The following is a 14,572-nucleotide window of genomic DNA, read 5'->3' as shown; positions in this document are numbered from 1 at the left end:
GTCGCGGTGTCGCCCTCGATGGAGATGTGGTTGTCGTCGTAGAGGAAGACCAGGTTGCCGAGCTTCTGGTGGCCGGCCATCGAGGAGGCCTCGGAGGAGACGCCCTCCTCCAGGTCGCCGTCGGAGACGATCGCCCAGATCGTGTGGTCGAAGGGGGAGGTGCCCTCGGGGGCCTCGGGGTCGAACAGACCGCGCTCGTAGCGGGCGGCCATCGCCATGCCGACGGCGTTGGCGGCGCCCTGGCCGAGCGGGCCGGTGGTGGTCTCCACACCGGCGGTGTGCCCGTACTCCGGGTGGCCGGGGGTCCGCGAGCCGTGCGTGCGGAACGCCTTGAGGTCGTCCAGCTCGACCTCGTACCCGGCGAGGAAGAGCTGGGTGTAGAGGGTCAGCGAGGTGTGGCCGGGGGAGAGGACGAACCGGTCACGGCCGGTCCACTCCGGGTCGGCCGGATCGTGACGCATCAACTTCTGAAAGATCGTGTACGCCGCCGGGGCGAGGCTCATCGCGGTGCCCGGGTGGCCGTTGCCCACCTTCTGCACGGCGTCGGCCGCGAGCAGACGGGCGGTGTCGACGGCTCGACGGTCGAGTTCGGTCCATTCGAAGCTGTCCGGTGTCTGCGTACTCATCTTCAAGAAGTCCTCGATCTGAGCGGGATTGCTGGCCTGACTCGTTCAAACTTAAAAGTCTGACTTTTACGGGGGAAGGTCCTCGTGTGCCAGCCTGTGGTGAAAGTGGGACACCGAAAGCAGCAGCCGGGCGGCGGTAGAGGGACATGGCGGACAGAAGCATCCAAGGCGGAGACGGTGACGGCGGTGTGGACGCGATCAGAACGTTCCCCTTCCCGGTCGAGCTGAGCGTGCGGGGCGTCGGGATGCAGGTGGGCCCGATGGGAACCGACCGCACCTGGCACGCCGACGCCCCCCTGCATCGTGTCCACCGCATCGACTTCCATGTCGTGATGCTCTTCGACGCCGGCCCCGTCCGCCATATGATCGACTTCGCCGAGTACGAGGCGACGGCCGGCGACCTGCTGTGGATCCGCCCCGGCCAGGTCCACCGCTTCTCCCGGACCAGCGAGTACCGCGGAACCGTGCTGACCATGCAGCCCGGCTTCCTCCCGCGCGCCACCGTGGAGGCCACCGGCCTCTACCGCTACGACCTCCCGCCGCTGCTCCGCCCCGGCCCGGCCCAGCAGGCCGCCCTGCGCGCGGCCCTCGCCCAGCTCGCGCGCGAGTACGAGGACACCGAGACCCTGCCGCCGAGCCTGCACACCGCCGTCCTGCGCCACTCCCTCACGGCGTTCCTGCTCCGCCTCGCCCATCTGGCGACCAGCTCCGCCGAGGCCGCCCGGCTCCAGTCGGACACCACCTTCACCCTCTTCCGCGATGCCGTGGAGAAGGGCTTCGCCACCAATCACAGCGTCAGCGCCTATGCCGACGCCCTCGGTTACTCCCGCCGCACCCTCGTCCGCGCGGTCCGCGCCGCCACCGGCGAGACCCCGAAGGGCTTCATCGACAAACGCGTCATCCTGGAGGCCAAACGGCTCCTCGCCCACACGGACATGCCGATCGGCCGGGTGGGAGCGGCGATCGGCTTCCCGGACGCGGCGAACTTCTCCAAGTTCTTCCAGCAGCACACGGAGATGACACCGGCGGCGTTCCGGGCGGAACTGCGGTGAGGACATGAAGGAGGGGCTCCACGCCGGTGCGTGAAGCCCCTCTTCGGTGCCGGGCGGTGTCAGTGCCCGAAGTCGAACCAGTTCACGTTCACGAAGTCCGCCGGCTGGCCGCTGCTGAAGGTCAGATAGACGTCGTGCGTGCCCGTGACGGAGCTGATGTTGGCCGGGATCGTCGTCCAGGACTGCCAGCCGCCCGTGTTGCCGACGGCGAAGCTGCCGATGGGGGTGCTGGTGGCGCTGTCCAGGCGGACCTGGACCAGGCCGCTGACCCCGGACGCGGCGCCGCTGGCCACCCGGGCGTAGAACTGCTTGGCCGCGGTGGAACCGAAGTTGACGCCCTTGTAGAGAGCCCAGTCGCCGTTCGCGATGTAACCGACGTCCTGGCCGCCGCCGGTGTCCGAGGTGGCCTCGGTGGTGACGCCGGACTGGCTGTCGTAGGACTCCGCCTGGATGGCGCTGTAGGCGTCGCGGTTGCCGGACGGCGGGGGAGTGGTACCGCTCCCACCGGTCGACAGCACCTGGACGTAGTCCACGAGCATCGGGTGGCCGGACTCCGTCGCGCTGGTCGGCCCGCCGCCGAACGCCGCCGGGAAACCGCCGCCCATCGCCACGTTCAGGATGATGAAGAAGCCGTGGTTGGTCGCGTTGGCCCAGGTCGTCGCGTCCACCTGATTGGCCGTCACCGTCTGGTAGTTGACGCCGTCGACGTAGAAGCGGATCGCCTCGGGGCTGGCCGAGCGGTCCCACTCCATGGTGTAGGTGTGGAAGCCGGACTGGCAGGTGGAGTTGGGGCAGGCGGTCGAATTGCCCAGGCCCGTCGTCTCGTTGCAGGGGCCGCCGGAGGCCGTCCCGCAGTGCATGGTGGCCCAGGTCTTGTTGATGCCGTTGACGTTCTCCATGATGTCGAGCTCGCCGACGCTCGGCCAGTTCTGGTAGTTGCCGCGGTAGGGCGCGCCCAGCATCCAGAAGGCGGGCCAGTAGCCGGCGGCCGCGGCGCCGGTGACGTTGGGCATCTGGATGCGGGCCTCGACGCGCAGCTTGCCGCCGGCCGGGGGCTGGAAGTCGGTGCGGTTGGTCTCGATGCGGCCCGAGGTCCAGTTGCCGGCCGCGTCGCGCAGCGGCGTGATCTTCAGGTTGCCGCTTCCGTCGAGGGCGACGTTGCTGGTGCTGCTGGTCATCCTCTCGACCTCGCCGGTGCCCCAGTTGGCGGCGCCGCCGGGGTAGGAGGTCCCGGTGTCGTAGAGCCAGTCGGTGGTGTTGACGCCGGTGCCGGCCGAGCCGTTGAAGTCGTCGGCGAAGACCTGTGTCCAGCCCGAGGGGGGCGTGGGCGCGGAGGCGTCCGCGGACTGGGTGGCGGCCGTGGCGAGCACGGCCGCCAGGCCGAGCGTGCTGAGGGCGGCGACGAGCGTGCGTCGCCGTCTGGGCCTGCCGGAGGTTGCACTCATGGGGGTGCCTCCCGGGTACGGGGTGAGGGGGCTGCGGGTGCGTTCGAGAGCGCCGGATGAGAGCGCTCTCAGGGTGGGCCCAATGTGCTCCCCGGTACCGGGGTCGTCAAGAGTTAAAGCAAGGAAAGTCTTTTCGCGGCACGGAAGTTCACACCCTGAACGCCGCAATCGTGCTAAACCGCGCTCCCCGCCTTCCAGTCCGCCCACGACAGGTTCCACCCGTTGAGCCCGTTGGCCGGATCGACCGTCCTCTCACCGGAGTTCTTCACGATGACGACGTCACCGAGCATCGAGGACGCGTAGAACCTGTAACCGTCCACGGACGCGTCGCCCGCGCCCTTGGCGTCGTGCAGACCCACGCAGCCGTGGCTGGTGTTCTGGTGGCCGAACACCGACGTGGCCGCCCAGTAGTTGCCGTGCACGAACGTGCCGGAGGTGGTCAGGCGCTGGGCGTGCGGGACGTCGGAGATGTCGTACTCGTCGCCGAGCCCGACCGTGGAGGACTCCATGCGGGTCTGCCGGAACCGCTCGCTGATGACCATGATCCCGGACCAGGTGGTGTGCTGGGCGTTGCCGCCGGAGACCGGATAGGTGGCGACGGTCCGGCCGGCCCGCCGGACCGTCATCTCCTTGCTGGACAGGTCGACCGTGCTGATCTGCTCCCGGCCGATGTGGAAGGTGACGTCCTTCTGCTGCACGCCGTAGACGCCGTCCGTGCCCTCCACGTCCTTCAGACGCAGACTGAGCGTGATCTTCGTCCCGGCCGCCCAGTAGGTCTCGGGACGGAAGTCGAGCCGGGTGTCGTCGAACCAGTGGCCGACCACCTCCACCGCCGGCTCGGCGGTGACGGTGATCGCCTTCTGGACGGCCGCCCGGTCCTTCACCGCGTGCGTGAAGTTGATCGACACCGGCATGCCGACGCCCGAGGTCGATCCGGCCTCGGGCGTGAAGTACCCCACGAAGGTCTCGCCCGGCGACCTGGTGGTGAAGCTCGCCGTCTGCGCGGCGGCGCCCTCCGGCGTGGCCGTGACCGTGTACTTCGTGCCCGAGTACGGGTTCCTCACCGAGGTCCACCTCGTCCTGGCGGCGTCGAGGGAACCGGCCAGCGTGGAGCCGTCGTTGCCGGTGACCTTCACCGAGGCCAGGGTGCCGTCGCTCACGGTGACCTCGACGGGGCTGGAGAAACCGGCCTTGCGGGTGCCGTCGGCGGGCGTGACCGAGACGACGGGCTTCTTCGCGGCGGCGGACGGCGTCGACGTCGCGGATGCCTCCGCCGCGCCCTCCGTGCCCTCCGACGCGCCCGCCGAGCCGCTGCACGCCGTCAGGACCGCGGCGGCCGGCGCCACGCCGAGCGCCCCGAGCAGCCCCCGCCGGGACCACCTGTGCGACTGCCGCTGCGACCGGTTCGATATGTGCGAGACGCCCACTTCAGGCCTTCCTGGGATATCCACCTTTTCCGGGTGCATCCTGCGCCGCGCAGATGTGCTGATCCTTTGAATCCCCGGGCCGCTCCCTGAGATTCCCGTGAGGAGCGGCCGGAGCCGGCCCACACGCATCCGTCGGGGCCGGTGGCGAGCTCCTCGAAGAGGTACGTCGCCGCGGCCGCGTCGCCCGTCGCCGCACCCGGCTCCGCGCAGCGGTTCGCGATCGCCGTAGCCGCTCCGAAGATCTCCCTCGCTCGGGCGAGTGGGCAGGCGTCCTGCCGTCACGGAGTCCGGGACCCGCTCCCCACCACGGCCGTCTCCGGGGCCGGGGCCTCCTCGCCGAGCCCGATCCGCTCGTGCGCCCGGTGCAGCGGCCTCGGCGCCCACCACGCCCACCGGCCCAGCAGCGCCATCGTCGCCGGGACCAGCAGCATCCGGACGACCGTCGCGTCGACGAGGACCGCCAGCGTCAGGCCGAGGCCGATCTGCAGGATGGGCGAGAAACCGCCCGTCATGAACGCGCCGAAGACGACGGCCAGCAGCAGCGCCGCGCAGGTGACCACGCGGCCGGAACGGCGCAGCCCGGTCACCACCGCCTCCCGGTCGTCACCCGTCGCGCGCCGCGCCTCGCGCATCCGGGCCAGGATGAACAGCTCGTAGTCCATGGCGAGCCCGAAGGCGATCGCGACGATCAGCGGCGGCGCCGTCAGGCTCAGCGCGCCCAGGCCCTCGGCGCCCAGCAGGCCCGCCAGGTGGCCGTCCTGGAACACCCACACCACCACGCCCAGCGCCGCGCCCAGGCTCAGCAGCGTCGTCAGGATCGTGCGCAGCGGGATCAGGACCGAACCCGTGAACGCGAACAGCAGGACGAAGATGCCCACGAGGACGGTCAGGGCCGCCCACGGCACCCGGTCGGCCAGCATCGCGCGGAAGTCGACCAGACGCGCGGCGGGCCCGGTGACCTGCACCGGCTCCCCACCTCGCAGCTCGCGCACCGCCTCCACCAGCGCGGTGGCCCGGGCCCCGTCCGCTCGTCCGGACGGCTGCAGCTGGACGACGGTGGCGCCGCCCGGCAGCGCGCGGGAACGGGCGGTGGGCGACAAGGCGCGGATCCGGCCGGCGGTGGCGGCATCGGTGCCGGGTTTCAGCACCACCGTCACCGGCGAGACCCCGGTGCCCGGCGGGAAGTGGGCGTCCACGGTGTCGTACAGCCGCCGGGCCTCGGTGGTGGCGGGCAGCTGCGTGGCGTCGCCGATCTCGATCCGCAGGCCCGTGACGGGCAGGGCCAGCACCAGCAGGGCCGGTACGACCACCGCCAGGACGGCGACACGGCGGCGGGCCGCGAAACGGGCGACCCGGGCGAAGAAGCGGCCCTCCTCGCCCGCCGGCCGGGCCTTCGCCGGGGCGATCCTGCCGCCGAACCGGGCGAGCAGCGCGGGCAGCAGCGTCAGCGCGGCCAGCATGTCGATGACGACGACGGCGGCCACCGCCAGGCCCATGCTGCGCAGGAACACGCTGGGGAAGACCAGCAGCCCGGTCAGGCTGACCGTGACCGTGAGCCCGGAGAACAGCACCGTCCGCCCGGCCGCCGCGACCGTGCGGCGCACGGCCTCGTCGACGTCCGGGGTGTGCCGGCGCTCCTCGCGGAACCGGACCAGCATCAACAGGGCGTAGTCCACGGCGAGTCCGAGCCCCAGCATGGTGGTCACCTGGATCGCGTACACCGAGATGTCGGTGACGTGGCTGAAGCCGAACAGCGCCAGGAAGGCGCCCGCGATCCCGCTGACCGCGATCACCAGCGGCAGCGCGGCCGCGCGCAGTCCGCCGAACACGACCAGCAGCAGGGCGAGGACGACCGGCAGCGAGATCAACTCGGCGTCGCGGACGTCGTGCTGGGCCCGTTCGCCCAGCTGCCGGCCCAGCAACGGGCCCCCGCTGACGTGCACTTGGGGGGCGTCGATGCGTTCGATGCGGTCGACGGCCGCGTCCACGGCCTTCTTCTCGGCGTCGTCGCCGAGACCGCCGTCGAGGGTGACCGGGACGATCAGCGCCCGCCCGTCCCGTGCCGTGAGCCCGTCCGTCGTGTACGGGTCCGGTACGGCGGCGATCCCCTCGATGCCGCGCACGTCGGCGACGGCCCGCTCGACCCGGGCGCGCAGCCCGGGTGCGGTGACGGCGGTTCCCGCCACGACGCCGGTGATCGACTCACCGGCCGGGTCGGCGCGGTCGAGGTACCGGGCGGCCTGCTCCGACTCGGTGCCCGGGACCTCGGGCACGTTGTCGGACAGCCGCCCGAAGACGCCCGTGCCCAGCCCGAAGCCGAGCAGCAGGAAGAGCACCCACAGCAGGATGACGGTCAGCGGGCGGCGGGTCGCCGTCCGGGCGAGTGAGGAGAGCACGGCGCCTCCCGGCGGGTCGTCGGTTGTCATCGCCCTCAGACTGCTGCCGGGCGGGGTGCCGGAGGATCGCCGGAGGGAGCGGTTTCGGGGGATCGCCCGCGCGGGGGAGACGACGGCCCGGCTCACTCCCCGGAGGGAGGCGACGGGAATCGACCGCGGGGCCGCCGGGGTTGAGGGGGAAGGCCGTCCGCGATCCCGGAGGAGTCCGCATGTCCGAGGAACCAGCCGTCCGCGAGCTCCGGCTCGTCGTCACGGCACCCGACTACGACGAGGCGCTGCGCTTCTACCGCGACGTCCTCGGCCTGCCCGAGCGCGCCGCGTTCTCCTCCCCCGACGGGCGGGTCACCATCCTGGAGGCGGGCCGGGCCACGCTGGAACTGACCGACCCCGGGCACGCGGCCTTCATCGACGACGTCGAGGTGGGCCGCCGCGTCGCCGGCCCCGTCCGGGTCGCCCTCCAGGTCGACGACGCGACCGCCGCCACGGCACGGCTGTCGGCCGCCGGGGCCGAGGTCCTCGCCGAGCCGACCCGCACCCCCTGGAACTCCCTGAACTCCCGGCTCGACGCCCCGGGCGCCCTCCAGCTGACCCTGTTCGAGGAACTGGGCGACCGGGCGCCGTAGCCGGAAGCCGGCCCGGCGGCGTGTCCGGGCTCAGGGACCGCCCGGCGTCACCAGCCCCGTCTCGTAGGCGCAGATCACCGCCTGCACCCGGTCCCGCAGCCCCAACTTGCCCAGAACGTTGCTGACATGGGTCTTCACGGTGTGCTCGCTGACGAAGAACGCCGTGGCGATCTCGGAATTGGACAGGCCCCGGGCCAGCAGCCGCAGCGTCTCCACCTCGCGGGCGGTCAGGACCTCCAGGCGCTGCGGGGTGACCGACGCGGCGGCCTCCGCGCGGCGGCGGCGCACCACGTCCGCCACCAGGCGCCGGGTCACCGCGGGCGCGAGCAGGGAGTCGCCGGCCGCGACCACGCGCACGGCGTGCACCAGGTCGTCGCGGCGCACGTCCTTGAGCAGGAAGCCGCTGGCCCCCGCGGACAGCGCCTCGTAGACGTACTCGTCGAGGTCGAACGTGGTCAGCATGACGACCTTGCAGCCGGAGTGCGCGCACACCCGGCGCGCCGCCTCCAGCCCGTCCATGACCGGCATCCGGATGTCGAGGAGCAGCACGTCGGGGCCGTGCCGCCGCACCGCCGCCACCGCCTCGGCGCCGTCCCCCGCCTCGGCGACCACCTCGATGTCCGCCTGCGCCTCGAGGATCATGCTGAAGCCGCTGCGGACCAGCTCCTGGTCGTCGGCGACGACCACCCTGATGCTCACGCCCGCCCCCGCTGCCGCACTCCCGCCCGCCGCTCGTCCACGACGGGCAGCCGTACGACGACGCGGAAGCCGCCGTCGGGACCGCGGCCCGCCTCGGCGCTGCCCCCGCAGGCGGCGGCCCGCTCCCGGATGCCGATCAGCCCGTGTCCGCCGTCCGGGGCCGCCGGCCCCCGTCCGTCGTCGGTCACCGTGAGCGTCAACGCGTCCTCCGTCCAGTCCAGTTCGACCGTCGCGCAGGAAGCGTAGGCGTGTTTCACCGTGTTGGTCAGCGCCTCCTGCGTCACCCGGTAGGCGGCGACCTCGGCGTCGGCCGGAAGCGGCCGCGGCTCGCCGCGCGTCCGCAACTCCACCCGCAGGCCCGCGGTCTCGGCGACCTGACGCACCAGCGCGGGCACCCCCGCGACCGCCGGCTGCGGTGAAGTGCCGTTCGCCGGCTCCTCCTTGAGGACGCCGAGGATCCGCCGCAGCTGCGCCATCGCGTCCCGGCCGGCCGACGCGATGGCGTCGAAGGACGCCTCCGCGCGCTCGGGATCGCTGCGTACCACGACGGGTCCGGCCTCCGCCTGCACCACCATCAGGCTCACCGCGTGCGCGAGGACGTCGTGCATGTCCCGGGCGATCCGGGACCGTTCCTCGGCGATCGCCCGCGCGGTGTCGGCGGCCCGCTCCCGCTCCAGGCGCCGGGCCCGGTCCTCGACCGCCTCCGTGTGGGCGCGCCGGTCCCGGGCCATCGTGCCCAGCCCGTACGCGCACAGGATGGTCAGCAGGTGGAAGGCGTACTCGAAGGGCCGGGCGTGCTCCTTGTGCTGCATGGTGAGGGTGGCGCCGACCAGCCAGCCCGTCAGCATCAGGCGGCGCTGCCAGGGCGGCGAGAGCGAGGCGACGGTGTAGAGGACGACCAGGCCGCCCCACACCACGTCCGGCGGCGGCGCGTGGTAGACCGCCATCGCGGGGGTGGCCGCGGAGACGACCCACGCGGTCGCGAACGGCGCGCGGCGCCGCCACACCAGCGGCACCGCCGTCGCGGCGCCCAGCAGCCAGCCCTGCCAGGACAGCCGGTCGTCGCCCTCGTCGGGGAAGAGCCACTGCAGGGAGACGGCGAACAGCACGAGCGCGGCGAGAGCGGTGTCGACGGCGTACGGGGCGGCCGTGCGCAGCCGCGCGGCGACCCGCCCGTACCAGGACTGCGGGGACATGGGCGGCTCCTCGGGGCGGGGCGGTCCCAGTATCCCGAGCACATCCGCCCACCGGCCTCACCGACGAGAGGGATATTCGAACGGAACCCCTCCGGATCCCTCCGGCCCTCTGACGCTTCCGGCCCCCGGCCCCTCCGGATCCCTCCGGCCCTCTGACGCTTCCGGCCCCCGGCCCTTCCGGCCCGCCGGAACCCTTCCGGCCCCCCGACCCCTCCGGCCCTCCGGACCCCCCGGCCCCTCTGGCCCGCCGGGCCCCTCCGGCCCTCCGGACCCCCCGGCCCCCCGACCCCTCCGGCCCCCCGACCCCTCCGGCCCGCCGGGCCCCTCCGGCCCTCCGGACCCCCCGGCCCCCCGACCCCTCCGGCCCTCCGGACCCTTCCCGACCTCTACGGTTCCTTCGGTGGCCGCCACCCCAGTGCCCGCGATATGCCGCGGGCCGCGAGCCGGACGGCCGGTACCAGGACCGGTACCTGCGCGTCGGCGTGCGGTACCACCACGGACACCGCGGCGACCACCTCGCCGCCCGGCCCGCGCACCGGGGCGGCCACCGACAGGGCGTCCTCGGTGACCTGCCGGGCGCTCACCGCGACCCCCGTGCGGCGCACCTCGGCGAGCATCCGGCGCAGTCCCGCCGGATCGGTCAGGGTGTACGGCGTGAAGCGGGCGAGCGGGGCCGCGCAGTACTCCTCCTGCGCCTCCTGGCCCGCGTGCGCCAGCAGCGCGAGCCCGACGCCGGTGGCGTGCAGCGGCCAGCGCGCCCCCACCCGGATGTGCACGCCGACGGCCGAGCGCCCCGAGATCCACTCGATGTAGACGACCTCCGACCCGTCCCGCACCGCCAGCTGCACGTTCTCGTGCGTCGCCTCGTACAGGTCCTCCAGGTACGGCAGCGCGATCTGCCGCAGGGCCAGCCCGCGCGGGGCGAGGGCCGCGACCTCCCACAGCCGGAGCCCGACGTGGTAGACGCCGGAGGCGTCCCGCTCCAGGGCGCCCCACTCCGTCAGGGCGCCCACCAGCCGGTGTGCGGTGGTCAGGGTCAGCCCGGCCCGCCGGCTGATGTCCGTCAGGGACAGCGCCGGGTGTTCGTGGTCGAACGCGGCGAGGACGGACAGCAGCCGGTCGGGGGCCGAGCGCAGGGTCATGGCCGGGCGTCTCCCGGGTGGGCGAGGTCGTAGGGGCGGGGGTAGGCGGCCGGGCGGTAGGTCACGTACCGCGGTGCGCTTCCCGGGTCCTCCTGCGCCGCGCGGGCGTTGAGCGTGCCCGGCGAGGCGTCCCAGCGGCCGGTGTCCAGCCGGTGCTCCAGGGTGTGCAGGGCGCCGAGCATCTCGCCGTCGGTGAAGGCGCAGTGGCCGGGTCCGTCGACGTAGGCCTGGGCGAGCAGGGGGCCCCGGCCCGCCGCGCCGGCCGCCCGCCGGTAGGCGCTCTCCGCCTGTACCGGGATCAGGGCGTCGCCGGTGGTGTGGATGTCCAGCTGGGGGTCGGTGAGACGGCCCCCGAACACGCTGGTGCGCCGCATCCACCGGACGGCCGCGGGGTCGGCGGAGATCCGGGGCGCGGTGGCGAGGGCCGCGAGGTCGGTGCGCAAGGACAGTCCCGCCTCCTTGTAGAGCTCGGTCACCTCTTTGTACAGCGGGGAGCGGCCCAGCATCGACGTGTAGTCGACGCCGGTGTTCCAGGACATGTTGCCGCCCGCCCGGCTCTCGGCCTCCTGCCGCCAGCTGAAGGCGGGCAGCTGCAGCAGTCCGTTCACCGCCGTGTACTGGTTGGCCTCCCGGGTGTTCCAGTCGGCCGGGCCGGGCTCGGTCTGCGAGGCGTCGTTGTAGCCGGGGATGTTGTGCAGGGCGGCGGCCAGGGCGATACGCGCACGCCCGGCGGGCGTCTGCTGGGCCGCGGCGGTCTTCGAGCTCAGCGACTTCGCGGCGGCGGCCGCGGACGCCTGGTCGGCGAAACCGGTGAGCGGGATGTCCTCGCCGGGCGCGAGCAGTGTCCGCAGCGCGAAGACGGGGTCCAGCGTGCTGTTCCAGTTGGCGACCCCGCCCTGGACCAGCCCGCACATCGACAGCGAGCCGTCGAAGCGGTCGGCGTGCCGCTCGGCGAGGGCCGTCGTGACGAAGCCGCCGTAGGAGGTGCCCCAGGCGAGGGTGCGCCGCGCCGGTCCGAACTTCCGTGTGAACAGGTCCAGCGTGGCCAGTTGGTCGGGCACGGCGTCCGTCACCGCCCAGCCCGTGGTGGCGTACGAGGAGCCGACGAGCGCGTAGCCCTCGGCGAGCAGTGTGGTCCGGGTGCCCGAACCGGGCGCGTTCTGGGCCGGGTTGGGGACTCCGGCGGGGGTGTAGCCGTGGCTGTAGAGCAGCACGGTGCCGTTCCAGGCGGCGGGGACGTCCATCACGTACGCGGCGCCCGAGGGGAGTTGACCCGACAGATGGGTGTCGGTGGCCGCTCCGGCGGGCAGGGCGGTGGCCGCGCTCAGGGCGAGGGTCAGTACGGCGAGGCAGGTGCGGGTCTTCACAGAGGTCCCTTCCGTGGGGGGAGTGCGGGACGAGGCCACCGTGAAGTTAGGCACTCAAGTGTCGGCAGTCAATAACTTGCACAACATCTCAGCCGAGTCCGTCCCCCGCGATCCGCAGCAACAGGCCGTGCAGCGCCTCCCGTTCGGCCGGGTCGAGGGGGCCCAGCAGGTCGTTCGTCACGCGCAGGCCCGCCTCGTCGGTGTCGCGCAGAAAGGCGCGGCCCTCGGTGGTGAGGACGACGATCCGGCTGCGGCGGTCGTCGGGGGAGGGCCGGCGCTCGGCGAAGCCCAGCTTCTCCAGGTCGTCGACCAGGCCGACGATCGCGCTCGGGTCGTAGCCGAGGCGGGTGCTCAGCTCCCGCTGCAGGGCGCCGTCGGAGCCGGCCAGGAAGCGCAGCACCGCGTAGTGGCGCAGGCGCAGCCCGGATTCCTGCAGGAACGTGTTGAACAACTGACCCGAGCGCAGGCCCAGGCGGTAGAGCAGGTAGCCCGTGTCCGCGTGCAGTCCGCGCATCCACGGCTCGTCCGCGTCGATGGGGCTCGGGTTCGTGACGTGCTGGCGTGTGATGGCGGGCTCCCTCGGCTCGGTGCGTCGTGGCGATTCCAGCATGTCGCACCTGTGGGTCGCCAACAACTATTGACGTTAACAATTATTGCTCTTAGCTTCGATCTCGGAGCCGCGGTCGGCGTCGTACGGCCGCACCACCCGCACCACCCGCACCACCCGCACCACCCGCACCACCCACACAAGCCGCACCACCCGCATCAGCTCGTGAAGGGACCCACTCGTGCCCAGCATCGATCTCACCGGCAAGGTCGCCGTCGTCACCGGCAGCGGCCGGGGCCTCGGCCTCGCCTACGCGCACGCCCTGGCCGCCCACGGAGCCTCCGTGGTCGTCAACGACGTCGACGAGGCCGTGGCCGAGGCGGCCGTGAAGTCCATCGTCGAGGCGGGCGGCAGGGCCGTCGCCGAGGTCGTCCCGGTCGGCACGAGCGAGGCCGCCGAGCGGCTGGTGAACCGGGCGGTGGCGGAGTTCGGCCGGCTGGACGTCCTGGTCACCAACGCCGGCATCCTGCGCGACAAGGTGCTGTGGAAGATGACCGACGACGACTTCGACGCGGTGATCACCACCCACCTCAAGGGCACGTTCACCTGCGCCCGCGCCGCCGCCGTCCGGATGCGCGAGCAGGGCGAGGGCGGCACCCTGATCCTGGTCGGCTCCCCGGCCGGGCAGCGCGGCAACTTCGGGCAGACGAACTACGCCGCCGCCAAGGCCGGCATCGCCGCCATGGCCCGCACCTGGTCGATGGAGCTGGGCCGGGCGAACATCACCGTCAACGCGATCGTGCCGGTCGCCGCGACCGCCATGACCGAGACCATTCCCGCGTTCGCCCCGTACATCGAGGCCATGCGCAACGGCGAGCCGCTCCCGGCCTTCCTCCGCAAGGGCGAGGGCTTCGGCACCCCTGAGGACTGTGCCGCCCTGGTGCCCTTCCTCGCCTCCGAGGCGGCCCGCTCCATCACCGGGCAGGCCATCGGCATCGGTGGCGACAAGGTGGCACTCTGGTCGCATCCGCAGGAGGTCAGGGCGGCGTACGCCGACGGCGGCTGGACCCCCGAGGCGCTGGCCGACGCCTTCCCCACCTCGGTCGGCGCCGAGCTCCAGACGGTCGGCATCCCGGCGCCTCAGTTCCCGGAGGCGTGATGTCCCCCTCGATGAACGTCGACGATCTGGTCGCGATCGACGTCCACACCCACGCGGAGGTCTCCTCCAAGGGGCACTCCTCCCTGGACGACGACCTGCACGACGCGTCCTCCGCCTACTTCAAGGTGGAGGGCAAGCGGAAGCCGACCCTGGAGGAGACGGCCGCGTACTACCGCGAGCGGAGGATGGCGGCGGTGATCTTCACCGTCGACGCCGAGTCCGCGACCGGCACCGCGCCCGTCCCGAACGAGGAGGTCGCCGAGGCGGCGGCCGCCAACGCGGACGTCCTCATCCCCTTCGCCTCGATCGACCCCTTCCGCGGGAAGGCGGGCGTGAAGCAGGCCCGCCGCCTGGTCGAGGAGTACGGGGTCAAGGGCTTCAAGTTCCACCCGAGCATCCAGGGCTTCTTCCCCAACGACCGCTCGGTGGCCTACGACCTGTACGAGGTGATCGAGGAGACGGGCACCATCGCCCTGTTCCACACCGGCCAGACCGGCATCGGCGCCGGCGTCCCCGGCGGGGGCGGCATCCGCCTGAAGTACTCCAACCCGCTCCATGTCGACGACGTCGCCGCCGACTTCCCCCATCTGAAGATCATCCTGGCGCACCCGTCCTTCCCCTGGCAGGACGAGGCCCTCGCCGTCGCCACGCACAAGCCGGGCGTGCACATCGACCTGTCCGGCTGGTCGCCGAAGTACTTCCCGCCGCAGCTCGTGCAGTACGCCAACACGCTGCTGAAGGACAAGGTCCTCTTCGGCTCCGACTTCCCCGTCCTGACACCCGACCGCTGGCTCGCCGACTTCGGCAAGTTGTCGATCAAGGACGAGGTGAGGCCGAGGATCCTGAAGGAGAACGCCGCCCGCCTGCTCGGGCTCACCACGCCGTAAGGGGCC

Annotated in this window: 13 protein-coding genes; 4 read left to right on the top strand and 9 right to left on the bottom strand. The window is 72.7% G+C overall.

Annotated elements, in window-relative coordinates; translation table 11 throughout:
* Nucleotides 1-626 (bottom strand): thiamine pyrophosphate-binding protein (locus M8J74_RS21765; protein WP_505016706.1); only part of this gene is annotated, 626 nt, incomplete at its 3' end.
* A 146-nt stretch (nucleotides 627-772) separates the two neighbouring features.
* Here M8J74_RS21765 and M8J74_RS21760 point away from each other — a divergent pair.
* Complete coding sequence (locus M8J74_RS21760; RefSeq protein WP_249838042.1) at nucleotides 773-1,678, top strand: helix-turn-helix transcriptional regulator; 906 nt, start codon at nucleotides 773-775, stop codon at nucleotides 1,676-1,678.
* A 59-nt stretch (nucleotides 1,679-1,737) separates the two neighbouring features.
* On the opposite strand, the gene M8J74_RS21755 is transcribed toward M8J74_RS21760, so the two are convergent.
* The 3 genes from M8J74_RS21755 to M8J74_RS21745 form a co-directional block, all read right to left on the bottom strand.
* Nucleotides 1,738-3,123: a glycoside hydrolase family 16 protein gene (locus M8J74_RS21755; protein WP_249838041.1), complete on the bottom strand. Its 1,386-nt coding sequence runs from the start codon at nucleotides 3,121-3,123 to the stop codon at nucleotides 1,738-1,740.
* 173 nt (nucleotides 3,124-3,296) lie between these two features.
* On the bottom strand, nucleotides 3,297-4,550 hold the full coding sequence (locus tag M8J74_RS21750) for a L,D-transpeptidase (RefSeq protein ID WP_249838040.1): 1,254 nt from the start codon (nucleotides 4,548-4,550) through the stop codon (nucleotides 3,297-3,299).
* A 278-nt stretch (nucleotides 4,551-4,828) separates the two neighbouring features.
* Nucleotides 4,829-6,946, bottom strand: a complete 2,118-nt coding sequence (locus M8J74_RS21745) for an MMPL family transporter (protein WP_249838048.1) — start codon at nucleotides 6,944-6,946, stop codon at nucleotides 4,829-4,831.
* Nucleotides 6,947-7,155: 209 nt separating this feature from the next.
* On the opposite strand from M8J74_RS21745, the gene M8J74_RS21740 reads away from it, so the two are divergent.
* The gene (locus tag M8J74_RS21740; protein ID WP_058922014.1) at nucleotides 7,156-7,569 is read left to right on the top strand and encodes a VOC family protein; all 414 of its coding nucleotides are present in this window, start codon (nucleotides 7,156-7,158) and stop codon (nucleotides 7,567-7,569) included.
* A gap of 30 nt (nucleotides 7,570-7,599) precedes the next feature.
* On the opposite strand, the gene M8J74_RS21735 is transcribed toward M8J74_RS21740, so the two are convergent.
* The 5 genes from M8J74_RS21735 to M8J74_RS21715 all read right to left on the bottom strand — a co-directional run bounded on the left by M8J74_RS21735 (nucleotide 7,600) and on the right by M8J74_RS21715 (nucleotide 12,487).
* Nucleotides 7,600-8,268: a response regulator transcription factor gene (locus tag M8J74_RS21735; RefSeq protein ID WP_249838039.1), complete on the bottom strand. Its 669-nt coding sequence runs from the start codon at nucleotides 8,266-8,268 to the stop codon at nucleotides 7,600-7,602.
* On the bottom strand, nucleotides 8,265-9,464 hold the full coding sequence (locus M8J74_RS21730; RefSeq protein ID WP_249838038.1) for a sensor histidine kinase: 1,200 nt from the start codon (nucleotides 9,462-9,464) through the stop codon (nucleotides 8,265-8,267). The genes M8J74_RS21735 and M8J74_RS21730 overlap by 4 nt, the downstream gene beginning before the upstream one ends.
* A gap of 386 nt (nucleotides 9,465-9,850) precedes the next feature.
* Complete coding sequence (locus M8J74_RS21725) at nucleotides 9,851-10,606, bottom strand: IclR family transcriptional regulator (RefSeq protein WP_249838037.1); 756 nt, start codon at nucleotides 10,604-10,606, stop codon at nucleotides 9,851-9,853.
* A complete protein-coding gene (locus tag M8J74_RS21720) occupies nucleotides 10,603-11,973 on the bottom strand; it encodes an alpha/beta hydrolase family protein (protein WP_249838036.1) in 1,371 nt (456 codons plus the stop codon). Before M8J74_RS21720 ends, M8J74_RS21725 begins: the two co-directional genes overlap by 4 nt.
* Before the next feature lie 88 nt (nucleotides 11,974-12,061).
* Nucleotides 12,062-12,487, bottom strand: coding sequence for a MarR family winged helix-turn-helix transcriptional regulator (locus M8J74_RS21715; RefSeq protein WP_249838047.1), 426 nt, complete (start codon nucleotides 12,485-12,487; stop codon nucleotides 12,062-12,064).
* A 274-nt stretch (nucleotides 12,488-12,761) separates the two neighbouring features.
* Between M8J74_RS21715 and M8J74_RS21710 the strand changes: the two genes are divergently transcribed.
* Together M8J74_RS21710 and M8J74_RS21705 are read left to right on the top strand one after the other, a co-directional pair.
* A complete protein-coding gene (locus tag M8J74_RS21710; RefSeq protein WP_308406083.1) occupies nucleotides 12,762-13,679 on the top strand; it encodes an SDR family NAD(P)-dependent oxidoreductase in 918 nt (305 codons plus the stop codon).
* Nucleotides 13,680-13,690: 11 nt separating this feature from the next.
* A complete protein-coding gene (locus tag M8J74_RS21705) occupies nucleotides 13,691-14,566 on the top strand; it encodes an amidohydrolase family protein (protein ID WP_249838045.1) in 876 nt (291 codons plus the stop codon).
* Nucleotides 14,567-14,572 lie beyond the last annotated feature (6 nt).

The organism is Streptomyces panaciradicis (assembly GCF_023516615.1).
Lineage (GTDB): Bacteria > Actinomycetota > Actinomycetes > Streptomycetales > Streptomycetaceae > Streptomyces > Streptomyces panaciradicis.
The sequence above is the reverse complement of the archived record's forward strand: the minus strand, read 5'-3'. Positions and strand labels throughout refer to the sequence as shown.

Coding starts and splice junctions, on each gene's coding strand:
- M8J74_RS21760 (WP_249838042.1), top strand. CDS start 773: ATGGCGGACAGAAGCATCCAAGGCGGAGACGGTGACGGCGGTGTGGAC.
- M8J74_RS21705 (WP_249838045.1), top strand. CDS start 13,691: ATGAACGTCGACGATCTGGTCGCGATCGACGTCCACACCCACGCGGAG.
- M8J74_RS21725 (WP_249838037.1), bottom strand. CDS start 10,606: ATGACCCTGCGCTCGGCCCCCGACCGGCTGCTGTCCGTCCTCGCCGCG.
- M8J74_RS21730 (WP_249838038.1), bottom strand. CDS start 9,464: ATGTCCCCGCAGTCCTGGTACGGGCGGGTCGCCGCGCGGCTGCGCACG.
- M8J74_RS21715 (WP_249838047.1), bottom strand. CDS start 12,487: ATGCGCGGACTGCACGCGGACACGGGCTACCTGCTCTACCGCCTGGGC.
- M8J74_RS21755 (WP_249838041.1), bottom strand. CDS start 3,123: ATGAGTGCAACCTCCGGCAGGCCCAGACGGCGACGCACGCTCGTCGCC.
- M8J74_RS21740 (WP_058922014.1), top strand. CDS start 7,156: ATGTCCGAGGAACCAGCCGTCCGCGAGCTCCGGCTCGTCGTCACGGCA.